General features: G+C 54.6%; 25 protein-coding genes and 1 other RNA gene. 2 read left to right on the plus strand and 24 right to left on the minus strand.

The annotated features are described in order from the left end of the window. Positions 1-343: 343 nt before the first annotated feature. Together K7R21_RS09345 and K7R21_RS09350 are read right to left on the minus strand one after the other, a co-directional pair. Positions 344-3,019, minus strand: a complete 2,676-nt coding sequence (locus K7R21_RS09345; RefSeq protein WP_224982990.1) for a putative bifunctional diguanylate cyclase/phosphodiesterase — start codon at positions 3,017-3,019, stop codon at positions 344-346. Between the two features lie 262 nt (positions 3,020-3,281). Then, complete coding sequence (locus K7R21_RS09350; RefSeq protein ID WP_224982991.1) at positions 3,282-3,776, minus strand: cytochrome P460 family protein; 495 nt, start codon at positions 3,774-3,776, stop codon at positions 3,282-3,284. Between the two features lie 361 nt (positions 3,777-4,137). Between K7R21_RS09350 and K7R21_RS09355 the strand changes: the two genes are divergently transcribed. Then, entirely contained in the window at positions 4,138-5,037 is a 900-nt protein-coding gene (locus K7R21_RS09355) for a YceI family protein (protein WP_224982992.1), read from the plus strand. Between the two features lie 193 nt (positions 5,038-5,230). Here K7R21_RS09355 and K7R21_RS09360 read toward each other — a convergent pair whose 3' ends face one another. The 6 genes from K7R21_RS09360 to K7R21_RS09385 form a co-directional block, all read right to left on the minus strand. Then, complete coding sequence (locus tag K7R21_RS09360) at positions 5,231-5,824, minus strand: hypothetical protein (RefSeq protein WP_224982993.1); 594 nt, start codon at positions 5,822-5,824, stop codon at positions 5,231-5,233. A gap of 219 nt (positions 5,825-6,043) precedes the next feature. Beyond that, positions 6,044-6,730 carry a cytochrome c biogenesis CcdA family protein gene (locus K7R21_RS09365; protein WP_224982994.1) on the minus strand — a complete coding sequence of 229 codons (687 nt, stop codon included), beginning with the start codon at positions 6,728-6,730 and terminating at the stop codon, positions 6,044-6,046. Then, positions 6,727-7,104: a thioredoxin family protein gene (locus tag K7R21_RS09370; RefSeq protein WP_224982995.1), complete on the minus strand. Its 378-nt coding sequence runs from the start codon at positions 7,102-7,104 to the stop codon at positions 6,727-6,729. Before K7R21_RS09370 ends, K7R21_RS09365 begins: the two co-directional genes overlap by 4 nt. Then, entirely contained in the window at positions 7,101-7,331 is a 231-nt protein-coding gene (locus K7R21_RS09375; protein ID WP_224982996.1) for a thioredoxin family protein, read from the minus strand. The genes K7R21_RS09370 and K7R21_RS09375 overlap by 4 nt, the downstream gene beginning before the upstream one ends. 12 nt (positions 7,332-7,343) lie before the next feature. Then, positions 7,344-8,291 carry a permease gene (locus K7R21_RS09380; RefSeq protein WP_224982997.1) on the minus strand — a complete coding sequence of 316 codons (948 nt, stop codon included), beginning with the start codon at positions 8,289-8,291 and terminating at the stop codon, positions 7,344-7,346. Between the two features lie 83 nt (positions 8,292-8,374). Then, positions 8,375-8,713, minus strand: coding sequence for an ArsR/SmtB family transcription factor (locus K7R21_RS09385; RefSeq protein ID WP_224982998.1), 339 nt, complete (start codon positions 8,711-8,713; stop codon positions 8,375-8,377). A 208-nt stretch (positions 8,714-8,921) separates the two neighbouring features. Between K7R21_RS09385 and K7R21_RS09390 the strand changes: the two genes are divergently transcribed. Then, complete coding sequence (locus K7R21_RS09390; RefSeq protein WP_224982999.1) at positions 8,922-10,541, plus strand: methyl-accepting chemotaxis protein; 1,620 nt, start codon at positions 8,922-8,924, stop codon at positions 10,539-10,541. Positions 10,542-11,393: 852 nt separating this feature from the next. Here the strand turns inward: K7R21_RS09390 and K7R21_RS09395 are convergent. The 16 genes from K7R21_RS09395 to smpB all read right to left on the minus strand — a co-directional run bounded on the left by K7R21_RS09395 (position 11,394) and on the right by smpB (position 22,257). Continuing rightward, on the minus strand, positions 11,394-12,065 hold the full coding sequence (locus K7R21_RS09395; protein WP_224983000.1) for a hypothetical protein: 672 nt from the start codon (positions 12,063-12,065) through the stop codon (positions 11,394-11,396). Between the two features lie 131 nt (positions 12,066-12,196). Then, a complete protein-coding gene (locus K7R21_RS09400) occupies positions 12,197-12,631 on the minus strand; it encodes a hypothetical protein (protein WP_224983001.1) in 435 nt (144 codons plus the stop codon). A 39-nt stretch (positions 12,632-12,670) separates the two neighbouring features. Further along, entirely contained in the window at positions 12,671-14,005 is a 1,335-nt protein-coding gene (locus K7R21_RS09405) for a chloride channel protein (protein ID WP_224983002.1), read from the minus strand. Positions 14,006-14,045: 40 nt separating this feature from the next. Next, complete coding sequence (locus K7R21_RS09410; protein ID WP_224983003.1) at positions 14,046-14,963, minus strand: DMT family transporter; 918 nt, start codon at positions 14,961-14,963, stop codon at positions 14,046-14,048. A 232-nt stretch (positions 14,964-15,195) separates the two neighbouring features. Next, a complete protein-coding gene (locus K7R21_RS09415; RefSeq protein ID WP_224983004.1) occupies positions 15,196-15,300 on the minus strand; it encodes a GIY-YIG nuclease family protein in 105 nt (34 codons plus the stop codon). 769 nt (positions 15,301-16,069) lie between these two features. Then, positions 16,070-16,621, minus strand: coding sequence for a hypothetical protein (locus K7R21_RS09420; RefSeq protein WP_224983005.1), 552 nt, complete (start codon positions 16,619-16,621; stop codon positions 16,070-16,072). 126 nt (positions 16,622-16,747) lie between these two features. Continuing rightward, the gene (locus K7R21_RS09425) at positions 16,748-17,170 is read right to left on the minus strand and encodes a surface-adhesin E family protein (protein WP_224983006.1); all 423 of its coding nucleotides are present in this window, start codon (positions 17,168-17,170) and stop codon (positions 16,748-16,750) included. Positions 17,171-17,187: 17 nt separating this feature from the next. After that, a complete protein-coding gene (locus tag K7R21_RS09430; protein WP_224983007.1) occupies positions 17,188-17,394 on the minus strand; it encodes an Ada metal-binding domain-containing protein in 207 nt (68 codons plus the stop codon). A 42-nt stretch (positions 17,395-17,436) separates the two neighbouring features. Continuing rightward, positions 17,437-17,916 (minus strand): hypothetical protein, encoded by a 480-nt coding sequence (locus tag K7R21_RS09435; RefSeq protein ID WP_224983008.1) that lies wholly within the window; start codon positions 17,914-17,916, stop codon positions 17,437-17,439. A 389-nt stretch (positions 17,917-18,305) separates the two neighbouring features. Next, positions 18,306-18,752, minus strand: a complete 447-nt coding sequence (locus tag K7R21_RS09440) for a hypothetical protein (RefSeq protein ID WP_224983009.1) — start codon at positions 18,750-18,752, stop codon at positions 18,306-18,308. A 43-nt stretch (positions 18,753-18,795) separates the two neighbouring features. Next, complete coding sequence (locus K7R21_RS09445) at positions 18,796-19,047, minus strand: hypothetical protein (RefSeq protein WP_224983010.1); 252 nt, start codon at positions 19,045-19,047, stop codon at positions 18,796-18,798. 5 nt (positions 19,048-19,052) lie between these two features. Beyond that, complete coding sequence (locus tag K7R21_RS09450; protein ID WP_224983011.1) at positions 19,053-19,259, minus strand: helix-turn-helix transcriptional regulator; 207 nt, start codon at positions 19,257-19,259, stop codon at positions 19,053-19,055. A gap of 100 nt (positions 19,260-19,359) precedes the next feature. After that, positions 19,360-19,992, minus strand: a complete 633-nt coding sequence (locus K7R21_RS09455; protein ID WP_224983012.1) for a hypothetical protein — start codon at positions 19,990-19,992, stop codon at positions 19,360-19,362. Positions 19,993-20,011: 19 nt separating this feature from the next. After that, complete coding sequence (locus K7R21_RS09460; RefSeq protein ID WP_224983013.1) at positions 20,012-21,232, minus strand: tyrosine-type recombinase/integrase; 1,221 nt, start codon at positions 21,230-21,232, stop codon at positions 20,012-20,014. A 179-nt stretch (positions 21,233-21,411) separates the two neighbouring features. Beyond that, positions 21,412-21,762: a transfer-messenger RNA gene (ssrA, locus tag K7R21_RS09465) on the minus strand. A 21-nt stretch (positions 21,763-21,783) separates the two neighbouring features. After that, positions 21,784-22,257: an SsrA-binding protein SmpB gene (gene smpB, locus K7R21_RS09470; protein WP_199391107.1), complete on the minus strand. Its 474-nt coding sequence runs from the start codon at positions 22,255-22,257 to the stop codon at positions 21,784-21,786.

A 22,257-nucleotide genomic window follows, 5' to 3' on the forward strand; every position in this document is an offset into this window, starting at 1 on the left:
TGTCTCAGGGACTGATATAATCAGAGAGGTTTAAATCTTAATGAATTACCAACATAAGATAACAGGAAAAGCGAACTCGTAAAGCAAGTTCGCTTTTCCTGATTGAGAAAGAGGACGGGTTAATTATTTACAGGGAAGAAGGGATACAGGGGATACGCCATGACCAAAAAGTTTCTGTGGTTGAGTTGTTTGCGTGACTGCTTTTCAAAAGAGGTAGCGTGAAGAACTCCGCGTACCAGCCGAGAACGTGGAGAAGCCTCTCGGATAACAAACAAAAACCTCTCAAGGCGACATCGCGCCATCTCCGCGTACTTTGCGGAACTGCGTTCAAGCCATGCCTGGTTTACCCATAAGCCTTATTCCTTTCAACCCCTTCATCCCCTTCATCCCCGGTATGTGCGCCTTGTTCCTGGCTGTTGCCGAGTTGCGGGGAGGGACGGCCGAGGTGGAACCCCTGGGCGTAGTCGATGCCGACGCTTTGCACCGCCTGCAGGATTTCCTCCGACTCGATGTACTCGGCGATGGTGCTGATGTTGAATTCCTTGGCGAGAATGGCGAGCGTCTTCACGAAGGCCATGTCGCGGTAGTCGTTGAGCATGTTCCTGACGAAGACCCCCTCGATCTTCACGAAGTCGATGGGGAACTGCCGTATGTATTGGAACGAGGAGAAGCCCGATCCGAAATCGTCGATGGCGAACTTGAACCCCTGCGATTTCAGGTCGTAGACGAACTTCTCCAGCAGGGTCAGGTTCTTCACCGTCTCACGCTCGGTCAGTTCAAAGACCACCCTGCTGCGGTCGATGCGGTACCGGTCCGCGAGGGCGATGATGTTGGGCAGGAATTCGTTCAGGATCATCGACTTCGGAGAAAGGTTCACGAAGAGGTTGCCCTGGTATCCCTGCTCCTCGACCATGGCGAAGGCCTTCTCCAGGAGGATCGCGTCCAGCCTCCCCACGATGCCGAGGCTCTCTGCGGTTTCGATGAAGTCGCTGGCAGCGATCACCTCCCCGTTCATCTCGATGCGGCACAGCACCTCGCAGCACTCGGGCTGGCCCGGTCCGAGCGCGACGATGGGTTGGAAGTACGGCACCACCCTGCGCCCGTCGACCGCGTCCTGCACCATCCTGGCCTTTTCCCCAACCATCCTGAACACCTCGACGACGTCGTCGGCTGTGGGGATACTGACCCGGTTTTTCCCCTCCCCCTTCGCCTTGTAGGTCATGTTGTCCGCGAACAGGAACAGGTCCTTCTCAGTCACCGCGTGCAGCGGGAACATGGCCAGTCCAATGGAGGCGGTCGCCCTGGCCTTCGCCGCATCAGGAGTGGTGACATAGAGGTCTTCGGTGATGTTCCTGATCCGCGACGCCACCAGGGCCGCCTGCGTCTCGTCCGCCTCGGGAAGCAGGATCACGAACTCGTCGCCGCCGTAGCGGGCGAAGATGTCCCCTTTGCGCAGGGCCTGCTGCACCGCGTCGGCGAAAGCGGCCAGGTAGCGGTCCCCGATGGAGTGCCCCCAGGTGTCGTTGATGTGCTTGAAGTTGTCCAGGTCGATGACGAGGAGCGCGAAACTGTAGCCATGCCGGTCGGCCCGGCCAACCTCGTACGAGATCAGTTCCCAGAACACCCGTTGATTGAAGAGGTTGGTGAGGGGATCGCGGGTGGCGTAATACTCGAGGTCCTTGGTGTACTTGTGGATCGCCTTGATGGAGCCGATCACGTTCAACAGCGTGGTCAGGATGCTGTCGATCACCAGGCTGCGGGTCGAGTTCCATGCCGACTCGGACTGGACCCCGATTCCCACCACCCCGCCGATCTGCGGGGAATCGAGGATCAGCGACTTGGTCTGCAGCTCCAGGTCGCCATGTTCCAGGGTCAGCGGCGTGTGGTCGCAGGCCACGTTGTGGATCACCTGCAGCCCCGAGCTCTCCGCCAACCGTGCGTTCTCGCGCCGTATCTTGCGCAGCACCTCCTGCTCGACGTGCTTCTTGGTCGCCTCGCTGGGCTGGGAGCGCCAGAAGATCTCGATATCGTAGAGCTCCTCGTCAACCTGGAAGATGCAGAACAACATGTAGGCATCGACCACCTGGTTGATCTCGAGCAGGAGGCACGCAACGTGCTCCTTCCAGTCCCGGATCACCTCGGAGGTGATGATGAACTTCTCCAGCATCTGGATCTCGAGCTCCAGGATCTCCTTGTCCACCGACACCGCCCGTATCTTGTCCACCAGTTTGGACACCTCGCCGAAAATCCGGTCCAGTTCGGTGAAGCCTGGGGCCACGTCGGAAAACTCCAGGCGGGTCAGGTCGCGGATGCTGTTGACCTGGATCACCTTGTCCCCGAGTTCGTTGATGGAAGGAACCACCCGGGCGTTGACCAGGCGCGCGATGAACAGCGCCATCAGCACCGGGATGGGGGAAAGCAGCAGGAAGAGGAAGAAGAGTTTGTGCCGGGCCTCCCGCAGCATGGGCCCGATATCCTGCCGCACCTTGAGCGCGCCCAGCAGGGTTCCGGTACGGGCGTTGCCGTGACAGCCGAGACAGTTTTTCGTGGCGACCAGGGGGAAGATGGCCTCGACCACCCGCCCCTCCCCCCGTTCCAGCACGTTGCCGCTTTTGAACACCTGCTCCACGCCCGGGTCCGCCGGAAGCTCGACCCGCCCGTAAAGCGCCTCCACGACCGGCGTGCGATACAGTTCCACGGAATGATTCCCCAGCGCATCCGACCCGCCTGGTGCGTTGTAGAGGCTTAAGAGCTCCTGCCGGGTGGCCCCCTTCCCCATCAGCAGGGGAATGGAGTGATGGAACTGCTGCGCCTGGTCGTAGGCAAGCCTGATGGCGCCGCGTTTCACGGAGTCGAGATATACCAGTGAGGAGATGCCGAGGACGGTAGCGAAGCTGATGAAGGAAACAGCGAGAGACGATGCCAGTATGAAGGTGCGCAGTGACAGCCGGAAACCGCGCCTCTGCGCGGAGGACGACGGGCTACCAACATGCTCTGCAACTTCAAAGTTTTCTTCCAAGGTAATACAGGATGCGTTTTCCAATTTAAACAGGACCTTTTTTGTCTTATTTGAAACTGGAAAGGTTTATATCACGCGACCAACCTCATAGCAAGGAATTCCTATATTCAGCAATCATACTAAGCGGATATCTGGCAAAGTCTTGTTTTTTTTAGGGAGGCCTAAGCAGTGTTATTGCCCATCAACCGCGCGCTGCCCCCCCTGTCCCCCCCTTTTGCACAGGGGAGACAGGGGGGATTTGCCTTTAAGTAAACCCCGAGATTTACGGTGCCTTGACTATCTTCGTGAACAGGTAATCGTTGCCCGCCACGGGCGTATGGCAGCCGAAGCACTCCGCCACGAAGCTTTTATCTTTGCCGTACGGCTGCAACTTGTCGCCGACGAAACGGGCGAAGCCCCACCCTCCCGTCTCCTTGTACTTCTTAGCGTCCTTCACCATGAACTCGACCTGCGCGAACGCGCCCGGCTCAGTCGCCACCGGGAAGTTGGGGTGCTTCTCCGCCTTCCAGGCCACCTTGGCCAGCACGCTGCCGTCGGGAAGCGGCTTGATTCCCGCCTTCAGTGCCGCCACCGCGGTATCGTTTCCCGTTATCACCCTGATCTGCCCCTTGTCCTCCCGGTAGGAGGGAGCGACCACTTTCCAGGAGAGGTAGTCGGGATACAGCGCGATGCCGTTGGGAGCAACCGGGCGATCGGCGGCGAATACCGAACCAGCTACCGACAGGATTACGGCACAGACAATCAAGTTTTTCCTCATAGCGTCCTCCTTCATGCAAGATGGTGAGCGTGCACCTGACATAGGAGAGCAGTCGGATCGGGGTCGCCAGACACAGCCAACTTGGAAACAATAGCAAAAACTTCCCATGCGTAAAGAAGTCACTACTAAATCACCATGTACCTGGACTGCCCGCTTGATCATTACTTGAGCCACAACTCTCCTTTTGCATGTTGCAGTGCTTGGCGCCTCTGCGATCCGCCTCCCTGCGTTGAGGGTGAAGTTGAGGAGCCGTCTGCCCCTGCTGCAGTCTGTGTGGAAGTTGTGAACGGCAAAGTGCTAAAATACCGTCATAGATCCACACCTGAAGTCATTGCATTCGAGGAACAAGAGGGATGAAAACATGAAGACGACCACGTGTGCACAACTGAAGGAACTGTTGACCTCCGGCGCGCTTGTCATCGACGTCATGACGCCCGAGGATTACGCCGCCTGCCACCTCACAGGCGCCCATAACGCCTGCATTTACGAGATGGTGTTCCTGGACCGCATCGCGGAACTGGTACCGGACTGGAACACCGAGTTGATCCTCTACGACGCTACCGGGAGCAGTCTCACCGCCGAGGTGGCGCGTGAGCGCCTGGTCCAGGCGGGATATCACCATGTTTCCGTGCTGGAAGGAGGACTCGCCGCCATCAAAGATGCCGGTTTCCCCGTCGCGGCCGGTACGGAAGTTTGTGGCGACGCAGCGGTAGCGGACGGCAGTTATGTCATAGATGTACAGAAGAGCACCCTGGAATGGATCGGGCGCAACCTCAACAACCGCCACCACGGCACCATCGCCATGCAAAGCGGCGAACTGGTCATGCGCGGCGGCAGGCTGACCGCCGGTTCCATCGTACTGGACATGACCAGCATCGAAAACCGCGACCAGCAGGATCCGTACTGGCGCGATCTCCTGGTCAGGCACCTGAAGTCGGAAGACTTCTTCGCCGTCGAGCGCTTTCCCACCGCCACCTTCCGGCTCACACGCTGGGAGACCGAAAACGCCGATTTTTCCGAAGCCCCCGAAGGTACCGTGATCGGTGAACTCACCATCAGGGGCGTCACCCGTCCGGTCGGCTTTCCCGCCGTAGTGGCGCCCCAGCCGGACGGCAGTGTCAAGGCCCATGCCCACTTCGACATCGATCGAACCCTTTGGGACGCCGGCTATGGTTCCGCCAAGCTCTACGAACGTCTCGGCATGCACCTCGTGCACGACCTGGTCACCCTGGAGCTGTTCATCCTGGCGCTAAGAAAGTGATTATCGTGAGGAAGGAGTAGCGGAGAAAGAGTTGAGAACAGGTGAGGTTGATGTAGAGCGGTTTACAAATACCGCGAGCCACCGCTATTGCAGCCGAAGAACGCCGCACGTGAATCAGCGTCCCCCCCTTTACGAAAGGCGGGAGGGGGGGATGTGCATTTGCCTCTAGCCACAACAAACTAACTTCAACTTCCTACTGCGCGTCACTAGGATCGCTGACCGAAGCCTCATTCACGCCGCACCGGACCCCGTTGCAACTGCACCCCTTGCATCCCCCCTCATCGGAGCAGGGTCGACGCACCACGTTGTACAGTACGAACAGGATGGTCCCCATGAGTACCGCCGCGAGCAGGTTGGTCACCCCGAGGAGGCCTTCAGCCTGGAACATGTGTCCCCCCACCGACACCCCGCGTACGTCCGAGGCAGCGGCGGCGAGTTTTCCCAGCCCGAAGTAAGAGATAGCACCGATGGCTGCGATGGTGCAGGCGTTCATCAACTTGGTCATCATGTAGTGGCAGGAGAAGATGGAACGGCTGTCGGCAAGGCTGATGAGAGCACCGGTGGTGATGCAGAAGGCGGCGCTGGGAAGTAAAAGGTACTGGACCAGTTCGATGGTGGACTGGTTGAGGACGGCCGTCTCTATCCGCTGTGACGACGTCGTGTAGATGTGGAGCAGGTAAAGGAGACAGGCGCCGCTTCCGGCGAGGATGGCCGAGGAAAGCATGTGGGCCTGCTTGAGGGCCGCCTGGAGGGCGGCATACAGTGGCGATGGCAGAGAACGCATCATGGCATCCCTCAACGCCGTCGACCTCAATCCGCGTGCGACGGCTGCAGAACCGCAGGCCCATCCTGGGCCCAATTGACTTCGATTCTTCGCGTACGGGAATTGCGCGGATGCATCGGCTGGTGCAGGTTCCCTCTCGCCTTGCCGATAGCGTATACACTATCAGCTTTAATAAGTAAACAACAAACTGACTTCTCCAACCAAGGCCCCCTCCCCCACCGGCTAGAACCCGTTGTAGACGAGGTAGATGCCGACCAGCGCGACAATGGCGCCGCCGACCCGCTTGGACCAGGCCGAGAACCTCAAAACTCCTCTCGCCTTGGCAAACGACTCCACGAAGCCGGTAAAGGTGCCCGCCGCCAGCATTAACATGCAATGCCCCACCGCGTAGGTAAACAGCAGCGCGACGCCGTAAAGGACCTCTCCTTTCGTGGCGACTACCGTGAGCAGAACAACGAGGACCGGAGTGGCGCAGGGCGAAGAAACGACGCCAAAGAAAAGGCCCAGCAGGAAGGCGCCGATTGCTCCCCCCTGCCTGGGCCGGTAGTCGAACCGCAGCGGAAGCCGTAACTGGTAGAGCCCCATGAGTTGACCGCCCATGACCAGCGCCACGATGCCGGCAACGACGTACCACCGCCCCCCGACTGTGCCGAACATGGTACCGAACCAACCAGCGGCAGCTCCGAACGCGGTGAAAGTCAGCGACAGCCCCAGCACGAACGCGAGCGACAGCATGAAGGCACGCCGCCGCTCCCCGTCGGCATAACCGCCGACAAAACCGACCACGAGCGGAATGGTCGCCAGCACGCACGGCGACGCCGAAGACAGCACTCCTGCCAGGAACACCGCGCCGAAGGCGACCAGCGGATAGGCGGAGATGATCAGCCCGACGTCGTCGAGGATGGTCACCGCAGTCCCGCCGCCTTCAACTCTTTGACGATCTCCGCCTTCTCCAGCGCACCGACGTGCCGTTTCACCTCGCGCCCCTTGGCGTCGAAGAAGATCTGGGTGGGAATCATCTGGATCCTGAACCTTTCGGCAGCGGCCTGGTCAGCGTGGACGTCGATGAAGAGCACCGACGCCTTGCCCCGGTATTCGGTGGAGAGCTGCTCCAGCACCGGGGCCATCTTGCGGCATGGGATGCAGGTGCGCGCCCCAAGGTCGATGACGGTCGGTTTCCCCGATGCCAGCGCTTTGCGGATGACCTCGTCGGAAGCGGAAGGAAGTTCGGCATGGGCGGTTGCGGTGACCAGGAGCACTGCCGCGACGAGAAGCTGCCTCATGACAGCATCCCGACGATTTCGGCGACGGATGCAACCTTCCCCGAAAACTTGACCTGGCCGTCGACGACCAGCGCCGGCGTGCTCATCACGCCGTACTTCATGATGGTGGGAATATCCTGAACCTTGACCACCTCGGCGCTCTTGCCGCTCTCCTGCAACGCCTGCTTGGTGTTCTCGTACAGCGTCGTACACTTGGCGCAACCGGTCCCCAGCACTTCGATTTTCATCTTATTCTCCTTTTACAAAATGGCGTTGAACAGATAACCGACCACGATGATGGCCACCGCGACGGTACCGAAAAAGGTGGCCAGCAGCCGCGTTTTCAGGACGTTCTTCAGGATGACCGCCTCAGGGAAAGACAAGGCAGTGACCGCCATCATGAAGGCCAGCACCGTCCCGATGGGGAGCCCCTTTTCCATGAGGGCCTGAACGATGGGAATGATGCCGGCCGCGTTGCTATACAGCGGCACCCCGATGACGACGGCGACCGGCACCGCTAACGGGTTGCCCTTGCCCGCGTAACGAAGGAGGAGTTCCTCCGGTGCGTAACCGTGGATGAAGGCCCCAAGGCCGATGCCCACGACGACGTACGGCCATATCTTCTTGAGAAGTCCGATGGTGTAGTCGCCGGCATCGGCGAACTTCTCTTTCAAGCTCCGCTCCTGTATCTCGGAGGCGCCCACCTTGATCTCCCAGACGTAGTCCTGGACATAGCGTTCCATCTTGAGCCTGCCGATCACGATGCCGGCTAGGATGGCAACCACCACCCCTGAACCGATGTAGAGCGTCGCGATCTTCCAACCGAACAATCCCCACAGCATGATGAGCGCCACCTCGTTCACCATCGGCGACGAGATGAGGAACGAAAAGGTCACCCCCAGGGGGATGCCGGACTCAACGAAACCGATGAACAGGGGGACAGCAGAACAGGAGCAAAACGGTGTGACTATGCCCAGGAGAGCGGCAAGAATGTTGCCGACGTACTCGCGATTGTGGGACAGGATGCGCCGGGTGCGCTCGGGAGAAAAGTAGGAGCGAATCACCGCGACGGCATACACGATGGTGGTGAGCAGCAGGAATATCTTCACCGTGTCGTAGATGAAAAAGTCGAGCGCCTCCCCCAGGGAACTCCCGGGGTCCATCCCCAACGCGGTGAAAACCAGGTAGTCTGCTAGATCTTTGAGCATCTACAATCCTTGCCGTTCCATGGGATCGGAATTTCGTAAAATTCTATCCATCCGAATGGACGGATGTGTTGCGACAAAAAAAATCAGGCGCAGCTGGCGCCTTCGGAAAACGAGGCGAGTCTCTTGATGTCGTCCGCGATAGCCGGAATTTCCGGAAGCCGTGCGCGGAGCACCTCGGCGATGTCGTACTGCAGACTGTTGTCGGTGCAGATGGAGTAATAGATCCAGACCCCTACCCGCCTGTCGTTGACCCACCCCGCGCCTTTCAGGTAGGCGAGATGCCGTGACACCGTGGACTGGGGCAACTGCAGTGTCGCCGTGAGGTCGCAGACGCAGAGTTCACCGGCGCTGAGCAGGAGCGCCAGGAGCCGGAGTCGCGTTTCGTCGGCAAGGGCCTTGAACTGTTGCATCTGTTTTTTCATGATCGCTATTATATCCGGATATCCGGATATGTCAACAATACATCTTGGTTCACCAGCAGCCTGGAAACTCACGGGCAAATTCTGCCTCGGGAAAATATGAATCCGCCAGGAGGAATTGTAGACTAAAGTACCCACAATAAAGTGACGATAGGTATGGGTGGATCACTATGACTGAAAATTTCATGTTCGTTGCTACCAGGGAGGATTTATGACAAACCTCACAATCGCAAAACGGTTACTGCTTGGCTTTGGAACCGTGTCGTTGCTTCTGTTCATCGTTGTGGGGGCGGGAATGAAAGGGCTCTACAGCAGCGCCGACCAGTTGAGCAACGTCAACCGCATCAGCGGGCTCACGGCAAGTGCCGGCCAAGTGCTGCTCAACCTGCAAGGGATAGACGAAGAAATCAAGGGACTCATGCTGGCCGAGACACAAGCGGATCGGGATAAGATTGTTAAACACATTGAGGATCACCGCAAAGCCTACCAACAGGCACTGGACGCGCTGAAAAAGAACACGAAGACGCCCGACGGCAAGAAGCTGGTAGCGGAGTTGGACAGCGCACTTAAAGCCGGCACAAAGGTGAATGAAACACTTATGACCATTGCGGCCTCGGGAGACACCGCCAAGTTCAAGGCCGCCATTGCCAGCGAGGGAGAGCCGGCCCGGCAAAAATACGTAGCAGCGGCCGAAGCGCTGATGGACTACTACGCCAAGCGGACCGACTTGAGGGTCAAGTCTGCACAAGAAGCGGGTACTGCTGCCATTACCACCATGCTGATCACCGGGTGTATCGCCTTTTTACTCAGCGTCGGCATTTGTGCCTTCCTCACCTCGGGGATAAATTCGGCGCTGAAGCAGATAAGCAGCGCCATTGCCGTCATAACCGGTGGTGATCTCACCCGGCGCATCACCTACCACTCCAAGGATGAACTGGGCCGGTTAAGCGATCACATCAACGATTTCGTCGGCAGGATCCAGTCCATCATGCAGGATTTGTCCGGCGATGCCCACAGGGTGGCCACGGCGTCGACACAGTTGCAGGCAACGGCGCAGCAGATGGTTCAGGGAACCGAAGAGATCGTCGCCCAAGCCAATACCGTTGCCACCGCAGGAGAAGAGATGGCGGCGACCTCCAACGACATAGCGCAGAACTGTCACCTCGCCGCCCAGGGCGCCCAAGGCGCCAACCAGGCAGCGGTCGACGGCGCAGGGGTTGTCGAGGCCACCGTGGCCGTTATGGGAGTAATAGCCGACCGGGTGCAGGGGGCGGCGAGGACCGTGGAATCGCTCGGCGAGCGCTCCGACCAGATCGGGGCCATCGTCGGAACCATTGAAGACATCGCCGACCAGACCAACCTGCTCGCGCTCAACGCGGCCATCGAGGCGGCCAGGGCGGGTGAGCAGGGACGCGGATTTGCCGTCGTCGCGGATGAGGTGAGGGCCCTGGCCGAGCGCACCACGCGCGCCACCAGGGAGATCTCAGAGATGATACGCACCATCCAGGGGGAAACCCAGAGTGCGGTCCAGGCCATGGAGGATGGCAGCAAGGAAGTCGAGCGCGGGACGCAGCAGGCTTCCCGTTCCGGGCAGGCGCTGGAAGCCATCCTCGAGCAGATACACGCCGTCATGATGCAGGCGAACCAGATTGCCACAGCCGCCGAAGAGCAGACCGCGACGACGAGCGAAATCAGTTCCAACATGACCCAGATCACGAATATCGTGCAGGCAACCGCCCAAGGTGCCGACGAAACCGCCACCGCCGCTACGGCACTAGCCTCCATGTCGGTCAGGCTCCAGGACATGGTCCGCCAGTTCAAGGTGGCCTAGCCTTTATGGTCGGTATCGGCGACTTTTAGTCCAAGCTGATCTTAGCCGGGATTTGCGGACGAACCCTGAGCAGAAGTATGAAAGTGGCGAATGAACATCCTTCGCCACTTTTTTGTGCCTGCTTTTTGCCAGTTTGTATTTTTTTCTGAAGTCAGGGTGGGTTAAAACACGGTCCGTGAAATTTTCGCACTTTCATGTGCGCGTGAAATGCACTTACATATCGAAAAAACATCTTTGCGAGGTGAAATTTCAACTAAGTGTGTTTCAAACACCAGTCCGATAATTTTCCGCATTTTCACATGTGCGAGAATTTCACTCACCTGCGTTTAAAAAACATTTACATGACGTAAATTCAACTCAGTTTGTTTTTAGTTCCGGTCACTTTCGTTTTCGAATTTTACTCGTCGGGAAATTTCACCTGAGGTGAGCTTGAAAACAACTTAGTTGAAATTAAATGCAACTAAGTGTGGTTCAAATTCATGTCTGGGTGATTTCTGAATTATTAGGTGACCGGAAATTGAACTGACCTATGGTTAAGAAACTTTCTTCCGCCATTGATCACCAATGAGTGGGTTTCAAAAGGAGGTCTGAGAGGTTTTTCAATTATTTCTGCGGGAAAATTCGCTTTCAGTTGCTCGAAAGGCTTTAACCGGTTCTCCTAGTAATTCGTGGGGGCATAAAAGATGAAGCCCACGCAGCAGAACCGGTGGCACCACGTCCCCCCCTTTGCGAAGGGGGGTCAGGGGGGATTTGCTTTTTAAATTTAGATGCTTTTGGTGTGGAGAGCGGGGAGACGAGGCAGCTTCGGCCCGCCGTTGTGGCGGCAGGCCGAAGCAAGGGAGAAGGTAAAGCTTACAACACGATGATGGATACCGGCTGGGACCAAGGCCCCAGTCCCTCGGGACGATCGCTCCTCATCCTGACGTAATACTTGTTCGCGGGTTCCAAGTTCTTCTGGACGATCTTGCTGCAAGTATTGTAATGCCCCCCCGGGTTGTACCAGCTCTCTTCCGAGGTTGGTTCCCCTTTACAGAGGTTGATGAGGTACGGCCCGCCATTCCTGACGTGGGTTCCGATAATGGTGATGGCTCCAGACTCGTTTCTGACACGCCTCAACTCCAGACGGATCTCGACTTGAAGCGGAGACAGCGACCTCTTCCCACTCTTTTGGTGAGTTTCCCTCTGGGGCAGGTTCAGTTTACGGAGGATGGAGGGGTCCTTCTTGTGGATCGCAATGGTCTTCATGTAGCTGACGGAGGAGTGCATTTCCAGCTCTGAGAGATCCCGAATTGCCTGGCGCTGTTGCTGGAGCAGGCTGTCCCCGCGATCAGCGCCGATGCTCAGTTCTTTCATGGTTACCACATGATCCCGGAACCTCTGCCCGGCGTAGATGTGCCCCGGCCGGTTCTCGTTGTACTCTTTGCTGGCATCAAGCCCGTCCGCAAAATCATGTAGGGTCACGAAGTACTGGGCGTAGCTCTGCCTTCGAAAATTCAAGTCGAGGAAGTCGTACTGTTCTGGCATAGACACCTCCCAAGCAGGATTTATTAGCAAGTGCCAATATATCGAATCCCGCTGGGGTGTCAAGGAACTGAGTAGCACCTCCTCCGCCTTACCCCAACCTGCGATGCACCGGCAGCCCCCCCCCTAGGCTGTCAGGGCACACTCCACTCGAAACTCTGCATCCAATCTACGCCGCCGTCACCGCCGTCGGAACCGTTGTACTTGTAGGTGAACTTCAGCAGCATGCCAGGCTCCAGCGGTACCGGGAGTTTAACGCTGAAGGGAAAGGTCCCATCTTGCCTCACCTGGCGAGGTATGACGAAGCAGACCTTGCGCGCTCTGGTCGTGCCCGCGGCATCGACTGCCGCAATCCAGATCTCGATCCCTTCCATGAAGGCGTAGCGGAGATTTTTGCCGACTCCCTCCACCACCGTCTCCATTCCCGCCAGTTTGATCTCCCACGCCAACGCCATGTCGAACTGAGAATATCTATACGGCAGGGATTTCAAACGCTCGCTGTCCACATCGCTGGACGTGGTGCAACTGCTGCCAAAGATCGTTAACAGAATCAGCCAAAGCTTTCGCATGTACCTGTACCTCCTAGGCCAAGGCGACGGTAGCCAGCCTTACCCCTTCTGATTCTTGCTGGCCAGGAACCGGTACAGCGGAACCGGCATGAAGACCTTGCCGATTCTCCGGGCAAGATAGGCGGCCAGCAGGAAGGGAATGATGAGGACGTGCTCGTCGGTCATCTCCATGATGATGATCACCGCGGTGAGGGGTGCCTGGATGGCCCCGGAAAAGAACCCGACCATGCCGAGGAGCCCGCACACCTTGAAATTCTGCAGGTGGAACAGCTTAGCGACGGTGAATCCGAAGCCCGCCCCGATGGAAAGACAGGGAGAAAAGATGCCGCCAGCCATTCCGGAGAGGTAGGACAGGACAGTGGTGGCAAACTTGGCAATCCCTAGCCCGATGGGCCAGTCATCGATGGTGGAACTCTCGAGGAAGCTGCGGGTGACTTCGTATCCCGAACCGGCAGAGGCTCCATCGGTGAAGAAGCCGATTGCGGCGCAGACAATGCCGCAATAGAGGGCCCTCTTCCAGGGCTGAGCGGGGAGACCGAAGATCTGCGGGAAGGCAAGCAGCCGGGCAAATGCCCCTCCCATGATCCCTCCGACAACGCCGAAGACCAGGGTTTCCGGAACGAGCAGGTTGGGGGTAAGCGTGACGGCAGGATGTCCAAAGTAGAGGTAGTTCCCGGAGAGAGACAACGCCGCGATACCGGAGAGGATAACGGCGAGCATCACCATTTCCCGGAAACGCCCGAACGCCCCCTCGGTCACTTCCTCCAGGGCAAAGGCGATACCGGCCAAGGGCGCATTGAACGCTGCCGCGACTCCCGCCGCGGCACCTGCAGTCAGGAAGGTCTGGAAATCGACCTTGGGCAGAACCCTCCGTGTAACGCGCCCGAAAAAGGCGAAGACAGAGGCTGAAATCTGGACAGTTGGGCCCTCGCGCCCGATGGAAGCCCCGGCAATGATGCCGACGCAGCTCGATATCACCTTCACCACGGCGGTGCGCAGCGAAACCAGCGGGCTGTGCCATGGCGGCTCGACCTTGTCGCCGTGCGCACGGTCGATCGCTTCCAGCACCTGGGGGATGCCGCTGCCGCGTGATTCGGGCCCGAACTTTTGCACGATGAGCGTCGCAGCGACGAACAACAGCGGTGTGGCTGCGGTCATGAGATAGGTGTGGCTGTGAAACAAGGTGAAAAAGTAGGCCTGCGAAACGGAGATGAGACGTGCAAAGAGAACGGCAGCACACCCGACCAGCACGGCTGCCGTCCAGATGGTGAACTGCATGTAGCTTTTCTCGCGCAGCTTCCTCAGGTAGCGCAGGTAGTCCCTGGCTTGTTGGGGCTCTTTCCCCCCTACCCTCTCATGCTCTTCATTGTTCATAGTTCGACCTTCTGATTCCAGAATGAAAGTGGCAACGAGTTCACGCCACCTTGGCGCTGCTCCTCAACTGTATGACCAGGTTGCAGAGTTCGGAGCAGAGGATGCCGGCAAGCATCAGGACACACCCCAACAACCCGCGGGCTCCCAACACCTCGCCGAGGAAAAACCAACCCCAGATGGCAGCGAAGACGCCTTCGGCGCTCAGGATCACTGCGGTGTGCGCGGGATGGGCATCGCGTTGCGCCACCACCTGCATGGTGTAGGCAAAGCCCACGGAGATCAGGCCGCCGTAGAGGATGGGACGCCAGGCGGCAAAGACTGCAGCAAGGGTCATCGACTCGAAAATGAATGCGGTGATCAGGCTAAGAACCGAGCAGACCGCGAACTGCAGTGCGGAAAGTTTGAAAGGGTCCAGGCGTGGCGAGAGCCAGCCGATGAGGAGCACGTGCCCCGCCCAGAAAACGGCGCCGATCAGTTCCAGCAGATCACCAATGCCGATGGTGAAGTGGTCGGTGACGCTGAGGAAGAACAAGCCAATGGCAGCTAGGACGGCCCCGAGCCAGGTGCCGACGCCGGGCCGCTGTCCCCAGAACATCCCCAATAAGGGAACGAGGACGACGTAGAGACCAGTGATGAAACCTGCGTTACCCGCCGTGGTGTAGGCGATGCCGACCTGTTGCAGCGAAGCGCCCATGAACAGTGCGCCTCCCGCCATCAGGCCGCCGTGAAGCAGCGCGCGGTTACCCGCTTGCGGTAGGCTGCCGTGGTAAGGCCCTTGCCGGCGGCGATTCAGGTAGACCAGGGGGAGCAAAGAGAGGCTACCGAGCGCGAAGCGGACGCCGTTGTAGGAAAAGGGGCCCAGGAAATCGAGCCCCTTGCGCTGCGCGACGAAACCGCCGCCCCAAATGGCGGCGATGAGAAGGAGTAGGAGATCGGACTTGATGGTTTTGGACTGCATGCTGTTCCTTAGGCGGTAAAAGTGTCGCGGCGCGGTCGGCTAGTGTCCCCGCTTTTGCCTGTAAAGTCAAGGGGGACCGGGAGGGATGTCCCGGGGATCAGAAGTGTTTTTTTCTGAAGGCTTGGCCAAAGCCGGTTTTCAGGTAGTTCTCGAACGCGGCGGCTTTGGCGTCGTCGGTGAAACCGAGATAGGTGATGAGCTTCCAGGGGAGGTATTTGGAGGTGTGGGGGGATTAGCCAGCGTTGTGAGAGGCGAGGCGTGATTTCAGGTTTTTCGTGAGGCCGACGTAGTGCTCGTTGGGGTGGAAGAGGCTTTGGAGGAGGTAGACGTATTTCATGGGGGTGAGCCTCCGGGGTTGGGGGACGACGGAAGTTTACCCGATATAGCTTGAACGTCTAGGTGCTGTTGGGTTAGGCGGCTGCCTTTGCTTCGCTCGGCTTGCGGGGGAACTGAAAGGAACGACTGTGGGGGGTGCGGCATCACTTCGTGGCAAGGGTCCGCCTTCGCTAAACGCCGGCCTTCGTTTCACTGCGGAAGGCAGCTACGGTGGACAACCTTCGCCAAAAACAAAAGGCTTCGGATGACACTGGCGTGCCAACCGAAGCCTTGGCGAAGGTTGGTGGTGGCGTCTATAAAACAAATCACACAAATATCGGTTTTATAATGGTTAATTTGTTGGCGGCAAGGCAGCATACCCCCATTTATACCCCTAATATTTGGAGGCTAAAGCTCTGCAGGCGAGGGTAATAGCTGCTGCTGTGTCCATAATGGTGAATTTCTGTCATAGAAACTTCGCATTCCCTGATGATGGCTCCTAGGTACAACCCCACCCTATAGAGCGCACTACCCGGTGCCTCCCCGGTATGGCGTATATCGCTTGGCCTCATCCAATCCCCCCCGGTAGGACTTTCAAAAACTTGCTCTTTCAGCGCACTTATCTAAAAAAATTGAAATTTTGGGTCTCCAAATTTGAGTGTGGAATAGGGCTATAGCTAGCCGTCCTTGATGAAGGCTAACAAGGTGGAAATGTCCACTCCGTAGTTGATGACTAGCTCCTTGCTACTTTGGACCGTCCAACGGTTGAAGGATGACCAGATAGGTTCTGGTCAATCCGTATGTTGGGTACGCCGTTTAGACATTGAATGCATAGACATAATTATTGAAATAAAACCTATGGCTGTTAAAAATGCGCCAACAGATATGCTTAATCTGTCTCTATATGCCAGAACTACTAATATGCCAAGAAGGAAAAGAGTAGTTCCACTAATCACTAAGAACCAGTTAGTGAAGACACTAAATGTCATTATTTTACTAAAATTACTTTTGCCTTCATCAAATATTTCTTTGTAGGTAATGCGTACATCTGAAATTGGTAAATTTTTTATTATTAGATATGTGGAGATATATTGGGCTAAACTCAAAAAAAACATAACTATAATTAATAATTTCCATGAATGCTGTTTCATAAGGCCTGTTAGAAGCGGCACACTTCCTAGAGATAAAAATATCCACCTGCTGATATGAGAGACAACTTTTTGGTAAATTTGCTCCGAAACGACAATGCGCCCTTTGCCAAAACATCCGAAAGGATAATAGATACGAGTTCCTTCGGGGCTAGTTCTAAAAGCAGATTTTATTCTCATATCAACTAGATTCATATTTTTCTCCAAACTACTTATTGAGCGGCGTCTTTTCTGAATTTGGAGAAGCCTTTACGTGCGCAAGGGAGTCCAAGTTTTCTCATAGATACGCGCGCGGAGGCTACAAACCATAGTTAGAGATACTCACTTTTTTTTGGGTTTGGACCGCTTTGCATAGGAACAAACTACATTTAAGTTATATTCAGCAACCGTCTCTGGGAGAGCAGGCTCAAAATTAGGGTTTGGATTTGTATTTGAAACCGCTGTATTGTCATTACTATAGTCATGCACTGATAAATATCGGTACTCTCCAATGTCACAATTATATTCAATTTGGGACATTGTGTGGCTATAATTTTCATATGGTATACTTACATTGTCTGCGGAATGTCTTTCACGGCTCAAAATCGTCTTAGTATAAATTATGATAGTTCCACGTCCAGTCTTTGTCACTCTCGATGCATCAAAATACCCATTATACAATTTTTTCCAATCAGCAGCGGAGGATTCGGTAGCAATGAATAATAAACTTAACAGCAGCAAAAGAAATTTGTAGTTTAAGCTCATTTACTCCCCCTAAAGTATTACGGACGACAGATTTTACAAGGGACATATCCATTTTTGATAGCTTGATCGCGAGAGTCGAAACGTACTTTGTTGGCAGGGTTTATCCGTTTTGCTGAAGGGCAGTCATCATTATGGAATTTGTGCGTTTTTTTATTACCAACAAAAGCAAATGCTGAAGTTACAAAAAACAGCATGATGACAGTTGCTATGATAATTTTATGCATGCCACCTCCTATTTGAGTTTCTCGCTGCACACTTATGTGAAATTAGTTAGAGTAGTCCCATCTGGCAACTACATAGGATACTTTTTCCATTGCCCCACGCGAAATGCCAGATATCTTGCCAGATACTGTTGCTATTGTAGAACTATTAAGTAACTTAGCTGTACCAGTGGCTGTACCAAGAACCACGCCACTCTTTGACTTTGCTTCAAATATCATGTCACAGTAGTAAGGTGCATAGACCTCTCTATTAAATTTATAATTTACCATTGAAGTAACAGCAATATCATACGTTTGTTCACTATGTTTTGTGTCAATAACATTAGTAGTTGGAATGCATTCGATTGATACTGATTCAATTTGAGCAGTCGCTGTTTCGCCACTAACTCCAAATACTATTCCAGACTCTATTTTTGATGGGAACGCTTGTATTTTTGTGACATCTATGTTGCTTGTTAACCTTTCGATGTAATCGCATCCGAAAAAGAGCAGCAAGCAAGCGAATGTGGCAAATAGTCTCATCATAATTGCCTCCTTCTCCTATAGTACAGGGCATGGGCATTGGTAGCTTTATATCCTTGCCCATTCTCATTAACAATAAAAAACCGACTTACCTGTGAGAGGTAGCCGGTTTTTAGTGGTGTTTTGATGGTTAGCGTCCCATCCACACTTGTCAGGGTATTGGACCTAGATAAATATTTTCCTACTCAAGAGCGTTATGCTCACTCGCTCAAGATGCATTGAGTACGAATATTGTCATTTACCCTTGCGTGCTGCTCACTCGCTCAAGAGGGCTTGAGTGCTTTAGGCGCTCTCCCACTCAAGGCAGCTTGAGTCTTTATATTTCTATGCCATACCCTCCCATTTATAGGCGGGTACTCAGGCAGGGAATAGATAGGTTAGCCATGATGATTTCAGGTGGTATGCGCGGTTGCTCCGATTCTGGCTTTCTTGGCAGCTCTTGCCTTTTCAATGTTGGCGGTGTTCTTCAGTGGCGGCGTCCAAGTCTTCCAGCCGTCTTGCAGTTGGTAAAGGTTAGGTATTCCGTCCCCATTTGCAGTCCCTCCAGGTCGTACAACACAAATGAATCCCATTGTTTTTAAACCGTCTATGGCATTCTGAAATGACTGCGGGTTCATACCAAGTGTACGTTTAGCTTCACTGAAAGGAAACGGGAACACTGGACGCCCCGGAAGTCTGTCTTTCTCTGCGGCAGCAGCGTCAGATTTGGCAAGGGCTACAGTCAGCACATCGGTTTGCGATTTGGAAAGGTGCCTATATGCTGGGAACGTTACCATGTCAAAAATAAACACCCTTGCATACCAATTCAGCTTATGAGGTGGAGTTTTCTTTTTGCCCATTGTCACCCCCTCACGACTAAAAGCTGCTGTTTTAGGGTTTTGGTCATTGCCGTCCCCCCTTCGCCTGCCGATACAGCCAAGCCCGACAAGCTGAAAAGCGTTTAACAGGTTGTACAAGTTCGCCTGTGGCATAGGTGAAGACAATCGCCCTAGTAGCATCGTCATCACTGAATTCAAATGTCACAAGTGCTTTACCCGGTTGGCGTAATATCGCGGGCATCTTACCAGTTGCCGTCATAATGGTGGCGCTAAGGTCAATATCTGTGGTTTGGAATTCTGCCGGTCTGTTGGTCATGGCGTCTATACCTCCTCAACTGTTTCAATCAGTTTGAGAATGTCGGCGTAACGCCAAGCAGTTGTGCGTGGCCCTAGCTTAACTGATGCAGGGTATTTGCCGGATTTCACCCCTGCCCACCATGAGCTTTTGCATACGGGAATGAGCGTCAGGACTTCTTTGAGCCGGAGTAACCGGCAAGTGGCGGGATAGTTCAGTTCTGCGGTGTGCATGTTGTTGACCTCCAAAAGGCTTTTTGTGTCGCTTGGAAGTCAGGGTAATTCAGTAGTGTCCAAATAGATAAAGGGGGGGATTCCGTGGAAATTGAGGGGATTATTCCCCCTTGACATGGTGCCGTTTCTCCACCATTGCAACTCCATCGCGTAAAGCGTCACGCAGGTCGCTCACCAATATCTTTGACTGTTGGAAACAAATCTGCGCAACTCTCCAATAAATTGAAGCCTTCTCGGCTCCTGCCTGATTGTACGACGGGCGGCTAGCGTGAGTTGGGACGTGGATATTTTGAAGAGCTTGTGCAATGTCTGCTGCTAAAGTCGCTGGTATGTCAGAACGGTCTGCACCTCTTCCCGAGAGTTCTTCATTCGCCATATCAGAAGCTATCCGCACTATTCCAGCCAAGATCCGCGCCTGTTTCTCCGATTCAGCTTTAGAAATCCCTTGGCGCAGAAAGTAAACAGCACCTGCTGCGATGGGGATTTCTTCTAATCTTTTGGCAAATTCTTCTGCACTTTTAGCCGCTCTTGCAAATGATTTTTTTAGACCTTCTCGGCTAAGTTTGTCTTCCATTTCTTTAGTTGCCTTTGCCCTGCCTACAGCCATGTTAAGTGCTGCTAGCAGTTCAGACGCTTCTTCGCGTTGTAAGCCAACCGTAGCTAAAATTTCATCCTCTACCTCGGCAGATAAGGGGTTCTTTTCGAGTTCTTCAGTCCCGTAAGGCAGTCCCACAGATCACTCTCCTCCTGTTTTAGGCTTCAACTCGCTTCAGCGGCAACACCTTTGCCTCTGTTTTCAGACCTTGAAGGTAATCCGCCCAAACCTGCATCATCTTTTGGCGTTCGGTAAGGTGGGCCGTTCTGTTATAAGCTCTGCCGTTAGGATCTCGTACAGCATGAGCAAGTTGATGCTCAATGAAATCAGGACGGAACTGCAACACTTCATCGAGAATGGTACGTGCCATTGCACGGAAACCGTGACCTGTCATTTCGTCTTTGTCAAACCCCATCCTTCTTAAGGCAGCGTTTATAGCGTTGTTCGACATAGGACGCGCAAACGACCTCCCTGAAGGGAATAGGTAAAGACTTCTGCCTGTAACGACTTGCAGTTCTGTGAGTATGGCTATTGCTTGCGTGGAAAGAGGCACAATATGGGGCTGCTTCATCTTCATCCGAGAGGCGGGGATGTTCCATAATTTGCTGTCAAAGTCGATTTCAGACCACTCAGCTTGCCGCAACTCTCCGGGTCTAACAAAAAATAGTGCTGCAAGTTGCAAGGCGCATTTTACAGGGAACGTACCTTTATAATCATCTATGGCACGCAATAACGGTGCAACGGCTTTAGGGTTCGTGATTGCCGAAAGGTGGCTTTTCTTGTATGGGGGTAATGCTCCTTTGAGGTCTGCCGCACAATTTCTGTCTGCGCGTCCAGTGGCAACCGCATAACGGAAGATCTGGCCACAAATTGTCCTAATACGGTGAGCAGTTTCAAGCGCTCCCCTTGATTCTATGCGCCTTAGCATTGCAAGAACTTCAGGGGCTTTGATTTCAGAGATTGGCCGCGCCCCGATAACAGGGATAACATCTGCATTCAAGCGACGTAGTGTTGTAACAGAATGAGTTTCAGACCAGTCTGCAGAAAACTTATGGTGCCACTCTCGTGCAATCACTTCAAAGCTGTTTTCAGACGTGGCAACCATAGCTGCTTTTTTAGCCTTTTTAGCTTCAGAAGGATCAATACCATTCGCCAGCATCTTCCTTGCCTGTAAACGTTTTTCACGGGCCTCAGAAAGCGATATTTCAGGATAGGTGCCTATAGCGAGAACCTTCTCTTTACCGAGAAACCGATATTTGAGCCGCCAACACTTCCCGCCACTCGGAGTCACCAAAAGGTACATTCCGCCACCATCCGAAAGCTTAACCTGCTTCTCTGCGGGCTTTGCGGTTCTTACCTTCACTTCTGTCAACGGCATTGTCTTGCCCTCCTTTTGGGGGTATCCGTGGCGGGGTGGGGGTATTTAGTCGCAATTAATACCCCCGATACCCCCGGATGTCAATGCGTAATAAGATGTTTTGTTGGACGTAAAAAAGAAAAAAGCCCTCAATTTCTCAAGGGCTTTTCTTCTTCTCTGGTCCTTGGTGGACCTTCAATTGGTGGAGGTGGCGGGAATCGAACCCGCGTCCGAGAATCGTACACATAAGGCGTCTACATGCTTATACCTGTTTTTACTTTAGCCGCTCGGGACTCCACAGGCCGGGATTCCCGATTGCCGATTCCGCTAAATTTCGCCGCAGGGCCACGGACGCTCCCTGAAACTATCCCACTGAATGACGTTCTATCCCCACTCGTGGGAGAAGCGGAGTAGAACGTTAGCAGGTTATTAAGCTGCTAAAGCGTAATCGTAATTGTCGGCGCTTAATGCGTCCCGGATTGTTTAACGAGCCACCCGGACCTCGGCATGCAACCTTAGCTTCTTACCCCCGTCGAAACCTTTACACCCCCGTAAAACCTGAATTCTTTTATTTAGTCCCTATCCCTGGATCCGCGGTTTCTTTCTTTCAGCGCGACCACGACGTCGCGCCGCATGTCCTTCTCTTTCATGACTTCGCGCTTGTCGTAGTTCTTCTTGCCCTTGGCGAGCCCCAGCTCGGTCTTGACCTTGCCGTCCTTGAAGTACACCCGAAGCGGGATCAGGGTGTAGCCTTGCTCCCTTATTTTGGAGAAGAGCTTGACGATCTCCTTCTTGTGCAACAACAGCTTCCTCATCCGGTCGGGATCGTGGTTTTCACGGTTCCCGAAATCGTACGGGTTGATGTGGAAGTTGTGCAGGAAGGCTTCGCCGTTCTTCACCATCGCAAAGGAGTCGTTCAGGTTGGCCTTGCCGTTGCGCAGAGACTTTACCTCGGTCCCCTGCAGCACCATGCCCGCCTCGTAACGCTCCTCGATGAAGTAATCATGAAACGCCTTCTTGTTGTTGCAGATCAGCTTCTCACCCAT

The organism is Geomonas agri, assembly GCF_020179605.1.
Taxonomy (GTDB): domain Bacteria; phylum Desulfobacterota; class Desulfuromonadia; order Geobacterales; family Geobacteraceae; genus Geomonas; species Geomonas agri.